We start from the raw sequence: 14,619 nt of genomic DNA, 5'->3' as shown, positions 1-14,619 counted from the left end.
AGACGATATCAACAATAACGAGGGTATGGGCGAGGCCGGCGATGCCGGTATGCCCGACGATCTGAAGCGCCTGCTTGCCCGTGCTGAGCAGGGCGAGGACGGCGATCCGGACGCCTATAACCCCGATGCCGATGATGAGGAGGAAGAGGACGACGACGCCGAGCTCGAGGAGAGCTTTGGCGAAGTCGACCGTGGCGCCTCGGCCGGCGAGGATATCAACGGCGGCCAGCTCCAGATTTCGGAGTTCGGTCGCGAGATGAAGCAGTCGTTTATCGAGTATTCGATGTCGGTCATCACGGCGCGCGCCCTGCCGGACGTGCGCGACGGCTTAAAGCCGGTGCACCGCCGCATCCTGTACGCGATGAACGAGAGCGGCATCTACCCCAACCGCCCGCACAAGAAGTCGGCGTGGACGGTCGGCGAAGTTATCGGTAAGTACCACCCGCACGGCGATTCCGCGGTCTACGAGGCCATGGTTCGCCTGGCGCAGTGGTTCTCCATGCGCACGCCGCTCATCGACGGCCACGGCAACTTCGGCAACATCGATGGCGACGGCGCGGCGGCCATGCGTTACACCGAGAGCCGCCTGGCAAAGCCCGCCATGGAGCTTCTGCGCGACCTGCAGAAGGATACCGTCGACTGGCAGCCCAACTACGACGAATCGCTCGCCGAGCCCCAGGCGCTGCCTGCGCGCTTCCCCAACCTGCTGGTCAACGGCAGCCAGGGCATCGCCGTCGGCATGGCCACCAACATCGCCCCGCATAACCTCACCGAGGCGATCGAGGCCACCTGCTACCTGATCGACAACCCCGACGCCACCGTCGACGAACTCATGCAGATCATGCCCGGTCCGGACTTCCCCACCGGCGCCATCATCATGGGCAGCGCTGGCATTAAGCAGAGCTACGAGACCGGCCGCGGCTCCATTACCGTGCGTGCCAAGGCACATGTGGAGTCCACCAAGACCGGCCGCAGCCGCCTGGTCTTTACCGAGATTCCCTACATGGTCAACAAGGGCACCCTGCAGGAGAAGATCGCCCAGCTCGTTAACGACAAGCGCATCGAGGGCATCTCAGACATGCGCGATGAGTCCAACCAGAAGGGCATCCGTCTGGTCATCGAGCTCAAGAAGGGCGTCATTCCGCAGGTCGTGCTCAACAACCTGTATAAGTACACCTCGCTGCAGACGACCTTCGGCGCCAACAACCTGGCGCTTGTCAACGGCGTGCCCAAATGCCTGAGCCTGCGCGAGATGCTGCAGCACTACATCGACCACCAGGTCGACGTCGTCACCCGCCGCACCCGCTTCGACCTTAAGAAGGCCCAGGCCCGCGCGCATATCCTCGAGGGCTACCTGATGGCCCTTGACCATATCGACGAGGTCATTAGCATCATCCGCTCCTCGCAGACCGACTCCGAGGCCAGCAGCCGCCTGATCGAGCGCTTTGGGTTTACGCCCGAGCAGACCACGGCCATCCTTGAGATGAAGCTCCGCCGCCTCACCGGCCTGGAGCGCGACAAGATCGAGGAAGAACTCGAAGGCCTGCGCCGCGCCATCGCCTACTACGAGGATCTGCTTGCGCACGAGGAGAAGATCCTCGGCGTGATCAAGGAGGAGATGCGCGAGATCGCCCGCAAGTTTGGCGACAAGCGCCGCACCGAGATCACCCACGCCGAGAAGGACCTCGACGTCGAGGACCTCATCGCCGACGAGGACATGGTCGTGACCATCACCCACACCGGCTACGTGAAGCGCATCCCGGTGGCCGCCTACCGCGCCCAGAAGCGCGGCGGCAAGGGCGTCTCCGGCGTGAGCCTCAAGGAAGACGACGTCATCGACGAGATGTTCATCGCCAGCACCCATGAATACGTGCTGTTCTTCTCGACGCGCGGCAAGGTGTACCGCCTCAAGGTGCATGAGCTGCCCGTGGGCACCCGCCAGGCCCGCGGCACCGCGATCGTCAACCTGCTGCCCTTCGAGGAGGGCGAGAAGATCGCGAGCGTCATCAGCTGCCGCGAGTTCCCGGCCGACGAGTACCTGATGTTTGCCACCAAGAGCGGCATGGTCAAGAAGACCGTGATGAGCGCATATGACCGCAGCCGCCGCGACGGCCTGATCGCTATCAACCTGCGTGACGACGACGCGCTGCTGAACGTGCGCCGCGTGCGCGAGGGTGACAAGATCATCCTGGCCACCACTGCGGGCAAGGCGATTATGTTCTCCGAGGAGCAGGTGCGCGCCACCGGCCGCGACACCAGCGGCGTTCGCGGTATCGGTATGAAGGACGGCGTGAGCGTTCTGGGCATGGAAGTCACTAACGGCAACGGCGATCTGTTCGTCATTACCGAGCGCGGCTACGGCAAACGCACGCCGGTTGCGGACTACCCGGAGCAGAATCGCGGCGGCCAGGGCGTCTACACCATCCAAATGACCGAGCGTAAGGGTAACCTCGCGGCCATGAAGGCGGTGGGCCCGCAGCACGAGCTGTTCATCGTGACGGAAGGCGCGACGGTCATTCGAGTCAAGACCGACGAGATCAGCCAGACCGGTCGCGCGACCCAGGGTGTGAAGATGATGAGCGTGGGAGATGGCGACCGCGTCACCGCTGTGGCTCGTATGACGAGTGCCAAGAAGAAGGCCAAGGTTCCGGCCGTTGCCGAGGGCCAGGAGTCGCTCGACCCGCTGGCCGCCGGCGCGATGGAAGCCCCGGCCGATGACGACCATGTTGACATCGGCTCTGGTGACGAGGCGCTGGAGGACCTGCTCGAGGAGTAAGTGAAGGCCTTCGGCCGCCCCGAGGACGACTTCGACTGGGTGCGCGACCGCCCCGGCCACGACCGCCGCTACGCCATCGACGCGGCCAAGCTCCGCCGCGAGCTCGGCTGGGAGCCGAGGAACACCGACTTCGCCGCGGGCCTCGCGGGGACGATCCGCTGGTACCGCGCCAACGAGGCCCGGCGGCGCTCCGCCAAGGAGGCCACCGAGGCCAGGTACAAATCTCAGGGGCAGTAGGACCGCCCGCGTCAATACGGCGGGCCTCTCTGGCGTCTTCCGAAAGGGCCTGTCTCGCCTGAGGCTTCCATTGGTTTGACGATGCCCCCGTGGACCCAAATGATGGCGGGTCCATGGGGGGCGTCTCATTTCGTGGGTTGGTTAGGCATGGAGCGGCCTCTTCATCCGTGTCGATTTGCGATGCCATTCGTCCTAATCCTCAGCGGCACTTCAAGATTGTCAATTATCCAGCCCCCTGGAGAGCCAATGCCTATAACATTCACACCCATCTCCGACCGTGTATCAGGGTGTCGGATATATCGAGATCGCATGTCGCCCATGGTATCGGAAGGCTTATCCCATAGAAATTAATCGGAGAGGTGTCTATTGTTTCGAGGTGGCCGTTCGCCCTACGGATCCACGATGTGCCACGGGCGTCGGTAAAAGCAATCTCTGAGCCAAGAACAATTCCCATTCCGCGCCCGTGAGTTGGCAAAAGAGTGGACCAGGAACCCGGAGGAAGAACGGATATGTAAGAACGACATTCATAGTCAGGGCCGGCGAGTTCACCGTTAGGTTTAGGGCCGCTTCCCTGGATTCCAACACAAGTTATGACGACGTTGTAAACCGGAGATTCACTTTTGTTTGACAAGACAGTCCGCATGTATAGGAAAGCGCTGTCGTATGGGTGGTCGTCGGGCCCGAGATCCTCAAGCCAGCACGAGACGCCTTCCACCTGAGCGCCGCCGCATATCTTCATCGTGTACATTTCTTGCGCGATGAGAGTCTCGGAGTGCGACTATGACCGCTGTGGCAGTTGCTATCGCGCTTATGATTTGAACTGCTAACTCTATGAGTCGATCACAAGTCATGCCGTCTCCATTCATATTGCGTGCATGTTAGGTCCTTGAAAGGGCATTCTAGTCTCACGATATCGAAAAAAAGCCGTTCCCGAGGAATTTGGAATTAATTGCTGGAATATGCCCCGTCGTGAGGCGATATATCAAACTATATCTATACTATCGATATATATATCTGATTACAGATATAATCTGATACAGATTCAGATATAAGGAGTTGGATATGAGTGTCCCGCAGCGCGAATCTTTAATCGTAGAATTTAAGAGCGATCGTAAGACCATCTCCGAAAATGTCATCGTAGATGAGGTGGTTGCCCTCTCCAACACCGATGGAGGGGAGCTGTACATTGGTGTCGAGGACGACGGAACGCTCACCGGTGCTCAGCCTCAACATCGAGACCCGTTGCAGATGAGCGCCATGATTGCGAACAAGACAGTGCCTTCTGTCTCCGTGCGAACGGTCGTCCTTGTGGAAGACGAAAAGTACATTACTCGAATAGAGGTTCCGCGTTCCACGAGCGTCATCGCTTCCGCCCAGGGGCGTATCCTGCGCCGGCGTCTCAAGGCCAACGGCGAACCTGAGAGCATACCAATGTATCCGTACGAGATATCGACCCGCCTCTCCGACCTTGGTCGCTTGGATTACTCCGCCCAGCCCGTCCCGGATACTACGCGTGAAGATTTTGATCCGTTGGCGATGGAAAATCTTCGTAATGTTGTGCGGAAATACAATAACAGCGATAAATCGCTTCTAGAGCTCGACGATGAGGATCTTGAGAGGGCGTTGGGGTTTGTCGCAACCGTTGGAGACCAAACAATTCCAACTTTGACGGGACTGTTGATGATCGGCCGCGAAGATGTTCTTGCCAAGGCCGTCCCCACTTCCGAGGCGACCCTTCAGGTGCTGGAGGGCACGAATGTGAGGGTAAACCTTACCTATAAAGGCCCCCTGCTCCGCACTATCGAGCAGGTCTCCGAGGCGATCATACCGTGGAATCCCGTCACCGAAGTATCTTTGGGGTTGTTCAGCGATCCGATTGAAACGTTTAACGGCCGCGCAATTCGCGAGGCGCTTGTAAACGCATTCGGGCACAGGGATTACTCGATGTTGGGTAGGGTCCGCGTTCTGATTGACGACACGGGTTTAACCATTTCGAATCCGGGCGGTTTTATCGAAGGCATATCGATCGATAACCTTCTCACTGCCGATCCCCATGGAAGAAATCCGAGTCTCATGGACGCCCTTAAGCGCATCGGCCTCGCAGAGCGAACCGGGCGAGGGATCGACCGAATCTATGAAGGCTCCCTGCTTTCGGGCAGGCCTCTCCCGGATTATTCCGAATCCGGTTCGACGGGCGTCAGCCTGTTTATTGCGCGCAGCAAGCCGGACCAGGAATTCATCAAGCTCATTGCGGAAGAGTCGGAGAAGAGATCTGCGCCGCTTCCCCTGCAGACCCTGCTTGTCCTCGATGCGCTCAAGCGCCTGCGTCGAGCTACGATTGAGGTGCTGACAGAGCATGTTGACGTTCGAAAGGCTCAACTCATCCAGACGGTAGAGCTGCTGGTCGAGTCTGGTCTGGTTGAGGCAGTTGGCTCGGCGGCGCATAGGGAATACCGTATGAGCTCAAAAGTATATAAGCGCACGGGAAGAGTTAAGGAGTATGTACGTCAGGCGGACATCGATTCGATCCGCTATCCAGAACTCATTTTAAGACTGGCGCGGGAACAGGGGCGTGTGACCAAGCAGGATGTGGCGGAGCTCCTTCACGTTAATCCCGATGTTGCTTACTATGAAATTCGGAAGTTGATCAAGGCTGGAGAGCTTAAGTCGGCAAAACGCGGTCCGGACGCCCATTACGTCCTGAGCTCCCAGTAGTGGGGCTCAATATCTATATCGAACTATATCTGGAACTCTGACATCTATATCGATACCACAGAGATAGTCCGATATAGATGGGGTGATGTTAGATGTCGTCTCAAAAGGCTCATAGCTGACGGTGTAGTCACTGTTGATGTTCACTAAGATGTGGTCCGAATGACCACCGCTTCCTGAGTGCCGTGGTCATTGAGAATTGAGCAGAGCATGCCCCGGAAGGGTAACTGCATCGACGACGGCGCCATGGAGCAGGTCTTCGGCCACATGAAGGACAAGTTCTTCCGGAGGGATGTGGCCCGACTTCGAGTTCTTCAAAGCGGACCTCGACGCAATTATCTTTCTATTCCTGCAAGATGTAATAGCTTGAGCGTAATCAGCGCGAGGTTGTATGAAATCCAGTGAATGTCCAACTTCATGCCTTTGAATAGGGAGCTGCCTTCCGCACCGCCGTATTCTGGATACCGAAAGTATTCAATGTGTCCCTCCTCAACGCACTTTTGGTATAACGTGCAGAAATCGACAATCCAATCGCAATACGCCGGTAGCGGGCTATATGCGTTATTGACCTTCTCGGCAAGAACACCGAGGTTGTGGGTTCTAATGAAGGAGTTGGTTTTGGCGAGCAGGAGATACTTAAACCCAAGTTCAACTGCATGTCCACCTAGATAGGCGGTTGCGACGGAGTCGGGGCGTACGGTTGCTAGTGTGTCAAAGGAATCAATATACTCGAGCCAAAAGTGCTTCCAAAGTTCCAGACGCTTTCGATCGTCGCTTTCCAAATCAAGTTTCCTGGAGAGCGAGCTTGTGGTGGTGTCACTGAATACCGGACTTCTCTCATATAGAGCATGTTGCGAGGGGGAGGTTCCGTCAAGTTGAATTAGATTTCGGTGGTCGATATTGGCTCCGAGCGCGCTAAAAAGCTCCATGTGATATTACTTCCTTGTCGTCGGTATTTATTGATTCTGCCCAAGTGTAGAGGGCGTACATATCGTGTGACGTTTTCGGTCGACCCCTGCTGGGGTGCGTCTGAACTCTGTTGAGGTTGGACATATTGCCAATGTGAGTGGGGCCGCTGCCGAAGAGAGTGATATTCATTGTGGAAAGAGGTCGGCTCGTCTGCGATTCAAACGGTGTAAACGCGAAAAAACGCTTCTTTTATCTTGGGGTAGATTTAATCTTATAAAAGAAAAAAACGGCGATTTCTTTCTTTTATAAGCACTTCCTGTTACCGTAAAAGAAAAAAGTAGGGAGGATTGATGGCATACTGTACTCTCGAAAAAACTTTCTATGCGGACGCTTCGTCCGATCGATATGCAAATGTCGAAGAACTGTATACGTCTAGATTCAATAGCGAATCGACCTATAGAACTGGAATTGAGCTCGAATCGGGCGAGATGTTTCTGTCTGTGCCCCATGAGCTGCTCTATAACACGGAACAAGTGCTTCGCAAGGAGAGAAGGGTGTCTGCCCTTTGGAGGGACCTGCCTATCGTTGCCTTGGGTGCCTACGTTCGCTCCCTCATTATGGATGAGGTTGTGTATAGCAATGAGATTGAGGGTGTGCACAGTACCCGGCGTCAGATTGAGGAGGCTCTCGCCGCCAACGACAAGTCGGCTCATGCACCCTTTGTTGAGTTTGCTCAGTTGTATCTTAATTTGAGCAACAATCCACCTATGCCCCAATCGCTGCAAGACATCAGGCGGATATACGACTCGGTAGTTGCGGATGCGATATCCCCCGAAGACCTACCGGGGGATGGTCTGTTTCGGTCCGGGCCGGTCGAGATACTCAATCAGCATGGGAAGACAGTCCACAAAGGGGTTTACCCGCCTCAGAAAATCGAAGAGATGATGAGCGCGTGGCTCGGCCTTTCTCAACGTGAGGACATTCCCGAGCTGTATGCTGCGGCACTGTGTCACTTTCTGTTCGGTTATATTCACCCCTTCTTTGATGGCAATGGAAGAACCGGCAGGTATCTGCTTGCTTTGCAGTTGAGCAGACCGCTGTCTCAGCCGACCGTTCTATCGTTATCTCGCGTGATTGCAGAAAACAAGGCAACGTATTATCGCGCATTCGATGCGGTCGAGCGCCCATTAAACAGATCGGATGCAACAAGCTTCGTCATTGCTATTCTGGATTTGATTTCGGACGCGCAAGATGGGCTCATCGCGAATCTTGAGGAGAAGAAGCGCGCTCTAGATGGCCTATTTGAGTGCGTGCATAATCTGGAAGGGGAGTTCAGCAAGAGGCAGCTCGAGGCGCTTTGTTACGCGGCGCAGATTCATCTTTACAGCATTTTTGGGGAAATCAGGCTCGATGGGCTGCGAGAATACCTGGATGTATCACTGCCGACGGCTCGAAACTGCGCGAAAGAGCTTGAGAGGCTGGAGTTAATGTCTAGGGTCTCACAGCGACCTCCTATTTATAAGTTGACGGATGTGGGTGCCGAGCTTTTGGGCATTGGGTAACGGAAAAAAGAAACGTGCCCCTCTTTCAGATGGGTCAAACAGGAGTCCCTTAAAAGAAAGAAATCGTCAATTCTTTCTTTTAAGGGGTTTACTGCAGGGTGTGGAGAGGGCCCTGTAATCGAACCTTTATAAAGTGGGATCGCGTGTTGCGCGCATTTCTCCTCATGCCCATTCCGTTGAGTTTCCGCGCTTGGAATAAAACCGTAGGAAAATGATGGCGTTTGGAAGGGGGTCAACATGCCCAACAACGATTACCCGTTTCAAAACGAAAATGCGCCATCTGGCGATTACCCGTCTGCCGACAAGACGGTGGTGAATAACCCCTACGCAGATTCTTGGCCTGCGGGGCTGCAGCCTGATCCATACACCAGCCCTCAAGCAGCGACTCCGCAGCCGAGCCCCTACGAGTCTCCTAATGTTCAGGACGGCCAGGTTGCATCGCCAGGCAGCACGGCTCCACAACACCGCATCATGCAGGATGCTCCAACGGTGCAAATGCGTCGCCCGCCCACATCTCGGCAGAATCTTCCTGCAGATCAGGCAGCATATGGGCAGCGTGGTCAGCAGCCATATCCGTCGGCCTACGATCCTGACACCTATGACCCGTCTCCGGCAAAACCCGAGCGCCCCACACGCAAGACGTCTCAGCAGCTCGCCGAGCCTCAGCCTCGCCGCGGCGCATCTGCGCTCCGCTGGATCGCGCGTATCTTGTGCCTCGGCCTGCTTGTTTTCGGGGCGATGACCGTCTACTACCTTACAGAGCAGTCGGTCGCAGACACATCCGCCCTGTCCTCCGGCGCGGGCTCGCTTGCCGAACATGGGGCCTATTTGGTGCAGGCTGGGCTGATTCCGGCCTTCGAGGACGATCCAATCAAATGGACGGCCGCTCACATCCTGCTGCTTTCTGTGAAGTTCTCTAACCATGGTCTATCCGTTCGCCAGCAGGCGCACGTGGTCGAATTTGCCATTTTGGGCGGAGTGATAGCCCTCAACGTGCTCGCCTGGATGTCTGGATGGGCGCACCGTCGCAGCCGTCGAGGCCACATTCGTATATGGAGAACGTGGCTCATGTACGCCCTGACTATCCTGGCCTGCGCGGCGGCGTCGTTTGCCGACCAGTATCACAAGCTGTATGTGCCTGGTCGTCACTTCGACAAGCTCGATTTGTTTCTGGATGCCTCAGGCTACATCACGGCTGTTACCTGCGTCTTTATAGCTTGGAGTATTGGCTCATTCGTGTACCGCCTCATTTTTCAAAACAAATTTGAAAAAAAAGTTGTTGACGCGCCACCGACCTCTGGGCTATATTAATCCCCGCGATGGACCTGTAGCTCAGTTGGTTAGAGCGTCCGGCTGATAACCGGGAGGTCACAAGTTCGAATCTTGTCAGGTCCACCACTTTCTTTCGCAATAAACACCCCAGCGAGAGCCGAGTCGCCGCTGGGGTGTTTATTACTGTCTCCGTGGGGGTTTAGCTCAGCTGGGAGAGCGCGGGCTTTGCAAGCCTGAGGTCAGGGGTTCGATCCCCCTAACCTCCACCATGATGGACCTGTAGCTCAGTTGGTTAGAGCGTCCGGCTGATAACCGGGAGGTCACAAGTTCGAATCTTGTCAGGTCCACCATCAAAACTGTGAAGAGCCTCGGGGCAATTGCCTCGGGGCTCTTTTCTTACCTACTGAAAGTAGTCAAAAAAGCCCCGTCCCTAATTAACTACTTTAATTTTGTGTGCTGTGCGAAAGATTGGGTAGTATAGCTATTCAATGCGGCGAAGATGCCGTGTGTTAATCGCTACGTACCGGAGGTGTTCCATGGTTCGTGTCGACATAGAGACCATCGTCATGGCCGCCGGTCCCGTGCCATCGCTTATCGTGCTTCGCGAGCGCTGCAGCAAATCGGACTCGCCCGCGCCGCTGCGTTCCCTTTCCATTCAGACTGGTTCGTTTGAAGCTGCTGCCATCAGCCGCGGCATCGATAGCGGCCGCGCCGAGCGCCCGATTACCCATGACCTGCTGCTCGATACTGTTGGCGCCCTGGGCGCCAAACTCGAGCGCATCGAGATCGTCCGCGCCGAGCCGCCGGTGTTTTACGCGACGATCGTCGTGCTGGCCGATGGCGAGGAGCGTAAGATCGACGCCCGCCCCAGTGATGCCATTGCCCTTGCCGTGCGCAGCAATGCTCCCATGTTTGTGGAGGACGACATCATGAATCGCCTGGGCACTCTTTCTACCCACGCCGAGGAAGTCGACGACGAGCGGGAGTTCGAGAAGTTCGACGAGTTCGTCCATACGCTCTCCCCCGATGACTTCTAAATGCGGGGCGTCCAGGTTGCGGAGCGTTCGCTGATGGCCGGCGGCATGTCGGCCGAGGCGGCCGCCATCGCGCGTGAAGCCCAGATGCGCTCAGAGGCTTTTGAGGCGGCTCGCATTGCCTATGTGACGCAGGCCCGCACGCTTCGCGAGCGCCGCGGCTCGTTTATCAAGATGGTCGTCATCTCCGCCCTTGTCGCGGCAATCTGCTCGCGCCTTCGTGGTACAGTTGGTGCGCTTGGGTTTTCGATCTCTACGGGCCTGGTGATCTGGGGCGTGGTCGACGCGGTGATGCTGACCAGTCAGATCAAGGTGCTCGACAAGCGCGCGATGGATATGATGCGCGCCCGCGACGCTGCCGCCAAGATCGCCGCCGAGGCACAGGAACTGTAACGACTCCGGACTCGATGGGAAGGTCTAAAGATGGCACAGGATATGCAGGACGCCGGTAACGTCTCCGCCGAGCTCGACGCCATGGTGTGCGATCTGATTGGCGCCTTCTTGGACGACCTGGCCGCGGGCGAAAACCCTGGCGTGGTTGTGGCAATTGAGGACGCCACTTCCAACCGTTATCTTGCCGCGCTCGACGAGGATGGCGAGGAGGCATGCCTGGAGGCTGCCACCAACTTTATCTCCGAGCACAAGATGGGTCTTAAGGACGAGGGCCTGGGCCGTATCGCCCGCTATGCTATCGGCTATACCGGCTGCGTCGAGATTGACGGCGGCTATCACGACGCCCTGCTCGTGAGCTTCTTCGAAACCACGCTCGAGAGCGGTTTTTCGGCATACGTGCTGTATGAGGGCATGGGTGCCGGCGATGGTTTTATGTGGAGCGACCCTGAACCTGCAGGTGAGGAAACCCCTCTTATCTAAAATCGCTAAAATAAACGAGTTTTCGGTAAAAGGCTCAATATTCTCGCTGAGCGTTGTATCGCTGGGCGGGCCGCATACGCGTGCCGTTTGTATATGGATAGAAGATAGGGGAACTACATGCGCGTAGACAATCTGAGGAACATCGCCATCATCGCCCACGTCGACCACGGCAAGACGACGATGGTCGACAAGCTCCTGCGTGCCACGGACGCTTTCCGTGCCAACCAGCAGGTCGAGGACCGCGTCCTGGACTCGAACGACCAGGAGCGCGAGCGCGGCATTACGATTCTCGCCAAGAACATCTCTATCGAGTACAAGGACGTTAAGATCAACGTCATCGACACCCCGGGCCACGCCGACTTTGGCGGCGAGGTCGAGCGCGTGCTGCGTATGGCCGACGGCGCCCTGCTGCTGGTCGACGCTTTTGAGGGTCCCATGCCCCAGACCCGCTTCGTGCTGCGTCACGCTATCGACACCGGCCTTAAGATCATGATCGTCATCAACAAGATCGATCGTCCGGGCGCTAACCCCGAGAAGGCCTACAACGACTGCCTCGACCTTATGGCAGACCTGGGCGCTACCGACGACCAGCTCGAGTTTGCCATGGAGCACGTTATCTACGCCAGCGGCGTCAACGGCTTTGCCCGTCATGACCCTGAGGACGGCAACATGGACATGTACCCGCTGCTCGACATGATCATCGACGACATGCCCGCGCCCGAGGTTGACGAGAACGCCCCGCTGGCCATGCAGTGTGTGACCATCGACCACTCCAACTTCGTTGGCCGTATCGGCATCGGTCGCGTGTATTCCGGCGCCATCCATCAGGGCGACCAGATTCTGGTTGTGAAGAACGACGGCTCCAGCGCCACCGCTACCGTCAAGCAGCTCTTTACCTTCGACTACCTGGGCCGTACCGAGTGCCAGGAAGTCGGCGCCGGCGATATCGCCGCTGTCGTGGGTATTGACCGCACCGATATCGGCGATGTCTACACCGATCCCGAGAACCCCGTCGAGCTCGAGCCCATCGAGATTGACCCGCCGACCCTGTCCATCGTCTTTGAGGCTTCGACCTCCCCGCTCGTCGGCCGCGACGGCGACATCGTGGGCGCCCGTCAGCTTAAGGAGCGCCTGTTCAACGAGGCCGAGAACAACGTGACCATGAAGATCGAGGAGCTCGAGGACAAGAGCGGCGTCGAGGTCTCGGGCCGCGGCATCCTGCATCTGTCCGTTCTGATGGAGTCCATGCGCCGCGAGGGCTTTGAGTTCCAGGTCGGTCGTCCCCGCGTTCTGTTTAAGAAGGACGAGAACGGCAACAAGATGGAGCCTGTCGAGCAGGCCGTCGTCGAGTGCCCGGACGAGTACTCGGGCAAGGTCGTTGAGGTCTTCGGCACCTCCGGTGGCATCATGACGAGCATGGATACCTCGGGCATCGTGACGCATCTCGAGTTCAAGATCCCGACGCGTGGCATCATGGGCCTTAAGAACCGCATCATGAACGTCACCCACGGCGAGGGCGTGTTCTACCACACCTTCCTGGAGTACGGTCCCTACGCCGGCGAGATCGGCAACCGTCAGAACGGTGCCATGATCTCCATGACCACTGAGAAGGCCGTTGCCTATGCTCTGGGTACGCTGCAGGAGCGCGGCCAGCTCTTCGTTGAGCCGGGCACCGAGTGCTACGAGGGCATGATCGTGGGCGAGCGCAGCAAGGCTGGCGACATGGTCGTCAACATCGCCCGTACCAAGAACCTGGGCAACCAGCGTTCCTCGACCTCCGACATCTCCGTTCAGCTGGTGCCGCCTCGTGTCTTCTCGCTGGAGGAGGCGCTGGAGTACATCGCCGACGACGAGCTGGTCGAGATCACTCCCAAGAACATTCGCCTGCGCAAGCGTCTGCTCAACGCAACCGACCGCAAGAAGGCTGCTGTCCGCGCCGGCCAGGTCAACAAATAAGCGCCGGGCTTCATAGCTTTAAATGAAAGGGCGTCGACCGCAATGGTCGTCGCCCTTTTTGGTGCACGTGGATTGAGACGGCCTGCGCCACCACAAAGGTGCCTGTCCCCTTTGTGGTGGTTGGTGGTTAGGCGGTGGGGAGTCCCGGCGTGTTAGCCGGCTGCTGCGGCTTGAGGTGGGCGTTGCGCCAGATGATCTGGATGACGTAGCCGAGTGTGAAGACGAAGGCTACACCGCTGACAAAGTTGCCCATAAGAGGAAGTGCCGTGAGTGCGCCCGCGACGATACCGCCCACGGCGGCCATGGCGTAGCGATTCTGGTTGTGTCCGACCATGCGTGCGATCGCGGTGCCCGTAAATGCCGCCGAGACCAGGGCGATGCCGATGATGCCGCACATGAGGGCACCGGCGAGCGACAGGCCTGCAATCGAGATGATGAGCAGCACGACGGCGGGAATGACGGCAACCGTGCCCAGAAGACCGCTTACCCACAGCGGCGTGGGACGCTGATGCAGCATGCCGGCGGCGCTGGCGGTTGCGCGCGGAAAGACAAGCTCAAGCAGGATGGCGACAAAGCAGGTGGAAAGCGCCGCGGCAACGATGCCGCCGATAATGTCATTGACCGTAGAGGTGTCCTCGTTTTCGGTTCGGTCGATCTTGAGGGCTCCAACCTGGGCACCCTCTGTCCGCTCGGGATCCTGTGAGACGTGGGCGTTCACCGTGCCGGTGATGCGGGCGTTTTTGCCCAGGATGAGCTTGTCGGCCCAGACCTCAACATCGCCATCGACGGTGCCGTCAATGGTAACGGTGTCGCCGGCGAGCGCCGCCGATTTGGCAGAGCCACGCAGGGCGACCGTCTCGCCCGCCGCGTAAAAACAGTTGGCAGTACTGCCGGTGTTGAGGACGACGTGCTGGCCGGCCACCGTGACGCTGCCATCGATTGTGGTTTTGGCGATATCGATGGTACGCGCCGCCAGGCGAACGGCGCCGCCTACGGTGCAGTCGCGAATCGACAGGCTCTCGCCCGCCGCGATAATATCGCGGCCGATGGAGGCGTCGTCTAGGTTGAGGCTTTGGCCGGCCCAGTACAGGTCGCCTTCGACACCCGACGGAGTTGAGTCAACTTCGGTCGCGAGCACGTTTCCCGCGGTGTCGGTGCTGGCGAACGATGCCGTGGGGAGTGCGGTGAGCGCGAGCGCAATCAGCGCGAATAGGATAGCGATGTGACTCCGCGCTTTGCGGCGCCGGGTTGACGGTACTTGGTTGTAAGGCATAGTGAATCCTTCGTT

10 protein-coding genes, 3 tRNA genes and 1 pseudogene are annotated in these 14,619 nt (G+C 57.9%); 12 read left to right on the top strand and 2 right to left on the bottom strand.

Annotation, left to right across the window (positions count from 1 at the left end):
- The first annotated feature begins 25 nt into the window (after nt 1–25).
- The 3 genes and pseudogenes from gyrA to DXC90_RS03660 all read left to right on the top strand — a co-directional run bounded on the left by gyrA (nt 26) and on the right by DXC90_RS03660 (nt 5,728).
- The gene (gyrA, locus tag DXC90_RS03670) at nt 26–2,776 is read left to right on the top strand and encodes a DNA gyrase subunit A (RefSeq protein WP_199406615.1); all 2,751 of its coding nucleotides are present in this window, start codon (nt 26–28) and stop codon (nt 2,774–2,776) included.
- A 12-nt stretch (nt 2,777–2,788) separates the two neighbouring features.
- Nucleotides 2,789–3,013 (top strand): annotated as a pseudogene (locus tag DXC90_RS03665) (dTDP-glucose 4,6-dehydratase); the annotation flags it as partial.
- A gap of 1,062 nt (nt 3,014–4,075) precedes the next feature.
- Nucleotides 4,076–5,728, top strand: coding sequence for an RNA-binding domain-containing protein (locus DXC90_RS03660; protein ID WP_117734808.1), 1,653 nt, complete (start codon nt 4,076–4,078; stop codon nt 5,726–5,728).
- Between the two features lie 332 nt (nt 5,729–6,060).
- Here DXC90_RS03660 and DXC90_RS03650 read toward each other — a convergent pair whose 3' ends face one another.
- On the bottom strand, nt 6,061–6,654 hold the full coding sequence (locus DXC90_RS03650; RefSeq protein ID WP_117734807.1) for a hypothetical protein: 594 nt from the start codon (nt 6,652–6,654) through the stop codon (nt 6,061–6,063).
- A 330-nt stretch (nt 6,655–6,984) separates the two neighbouring features.
- On the opposite strand from DXC90_RS03650, the gene DXC90_RS03645 reads away from it, so the two are divergent.
- The 9 genes from DXC90_RS03645 to typA all read left to right on the top strand — a co-directional run bounded on the left by DXC90_RS03645 (nt 6,985) and on the right by typA (nt 13,331).
- Complete coding sequence (locus DXC90_RS03645) at nt 6,985–8,196, top strand: Fic family protein (RefSeq protein WP_117734806.1); 1,212 nt, start codon at nt 6,985–6,987, stop codon at nt 8,194–8,196.
- Nucleotides 8,197–8,433: 237 nt separating this feature from the next.
- Nucleotides 8,434–9,507, top strand: coding sequence for a VanZ family protein (locus tag DXC90_RS09700; protein ID WP_233502137.1), 1,074 nt, complete (start codon nt 8,434–8,436; stop codon nt 9,505–9,507).
- A 10-nt stretch (nt 9,508–9,517) separates the two neighbouring features.
- Nucleotides 9,518–9,594, top strand: a tRNA-Ile gene (locus tag DXC90_RS03635).
- Nucleotides 9,595–9,661: 67 nt separating this feature from the next.
- Nucleotides 9,662–9,737, top strand: a tRNA-Ala gene (locus DXC90_RS03630).
- A 4-nt stretch (nt 9,738–9,741) separates the two neighbouring features.
- A tRNA-Ile gene (locus DXC90_RS03625) sits at nt 9,742–9,818 on the top strand.
- 186 nt (nt 9,819–10,004) lie between these two features.
- Nucleotides 10,005–10,505 carry a bifunctional nuclease family protein gene (locus tag DXC90_RS03620; RefSeq protein WP_117734805.1) on the top strand — a complete coding sequence of 167 codons (501 nt, stop codon included), beginning with the start codon at nt 10,005–10,007 and terminating at the stop codon, nt 10,503–10,505.
- Nucleotides 10,506–10,895 (top strand): hypothetical protein, encoded by a 390-nt coding sequence (locus DXC90_RS03615; RefSeq protein WP_117734804.1) that lies wholly within the window; start codon nt 10,506–10,508, stop codon nt 10,893–10,895. It abuts the gene before it with no gap.
- 30 nt (nt 10,896–10,925) lie between these two features.
- Nucleotides 10,926–11,375, top strand: a complete 450-nt coding sequence (locus tag DXC90_RS03610) for a hypothetical protein (RefSeq protein ID WP_117734803.1) — start codon at nt 10,926–10,928, stop codon at nt 11,373–11,375.
- A 117-nt stretch (nt 11,376–11,492) separates the two neighbouring features.
- Entirely contained in the window at nt 11,493–13,331 is a 1,839-nt protein-coding gene (gene typA, locus DXC90_RS03605; protein ID WP_117734802.1) for a translational GTPase TypA, read from the top strand.
- Between the two features lie 127 nt (nt 13,332–13,458).
- Here the strand turns inward: typA and DXC90_RS03600 are convergent, their stop codons facing one another.
- Nucleotides 13,459–14,604, bottom strand: a complete 1,146-nt coding sequence (locus DXC90_RS03600; RefSeq protein ID WP_117734801.1) for a polymer-forming cytoskeletal protein — start codon at nt 14,602–14,604, stop codon at nt 13,459–13,461.
- Between the last annotated feature and the right edge of the window lie 15 nt (nt 14,605–14,619).

It is taken from the genome of Collinsella sp. TF09-1AT (assembly GCF_003436895.1).
GTDB lineage: Bacteria > Actinomycetota > Coriobacteriia > Coriobacteriales > Coriobacteriaceae > Collinsella.
Note: the sequence above shows the minus strand (reverse complement) of the source record. Positions and strands in the feature narration are given on the sequence as shown.

Coding starts and splice junctions, on each gene's coding strand:
- DXC90_RS03600 (WP_117734801.1), bottom strand. CDS start 14,604: ATGCCTTACAACCAAGTACCGTCAACCCGGCGCCGCAAAGCGCGGAGT.
- DXC90_RS03610 (WP_117734803.1), top strand. CDS start 10,926: ATGGCACAGGATATGCAGGACGCCGGTAACGTCTCCGCCGAGCTCGAC.
- DXC90_RS09700 (WP_233502137.1), top strand. CDS start 8,434: ATGCCCAACAACGATTACCCGTTTCAAAACGAAAATGCGCCATCTGGC.
- DXC90_RS03645 (WP_117734806.1), top strand. CDS start 6,985: ATGGCATACTGTACTCTCGAAAAAACTTTCTATGCGGACGCTTCGTCC.
- DXC90_RS03620 (WP_117734805.1), top strand. CDS start 10,005: ATGGTTCGTGTCGACATAGAGACCATCGTCATGGCCGCCGGTCCCGTG.
- DXC90_RS03650 (WP_117734807.1), bottom strand. CDS start 6,654: ATGGAGCTTTTTAGCGCGCTCGGAGCCAATATCGACCACCGAAATCTA.
- typA (WP_117734802.1), top strand. CDS start 11,493: ATGCGCGTAGACAATCTGAGGAACATCGCCATCATCGCCCACGTCGAC.
- DXC90_RS03615 (WP_117734804.1), top strand. CDS start 10,506: ATGCGGGGCGTCCAGGTTGCGGAGCGTTCGCTGATGGCCGGCGGCATG.
- gyrA (WP_199406615.1), top strand. CDS start 26: ATGGGCGAGGCCGGCGATGCCGGTATGCCCGACGATCTGAAGCGCCTG.
- DXC90_RS03660 (WP_117734808.1), top strand. CDS start 4,076: ATGAGTGTCCCGCAGCGCGAATCTTTAATCGTAGAATTTAAGAGCGAT.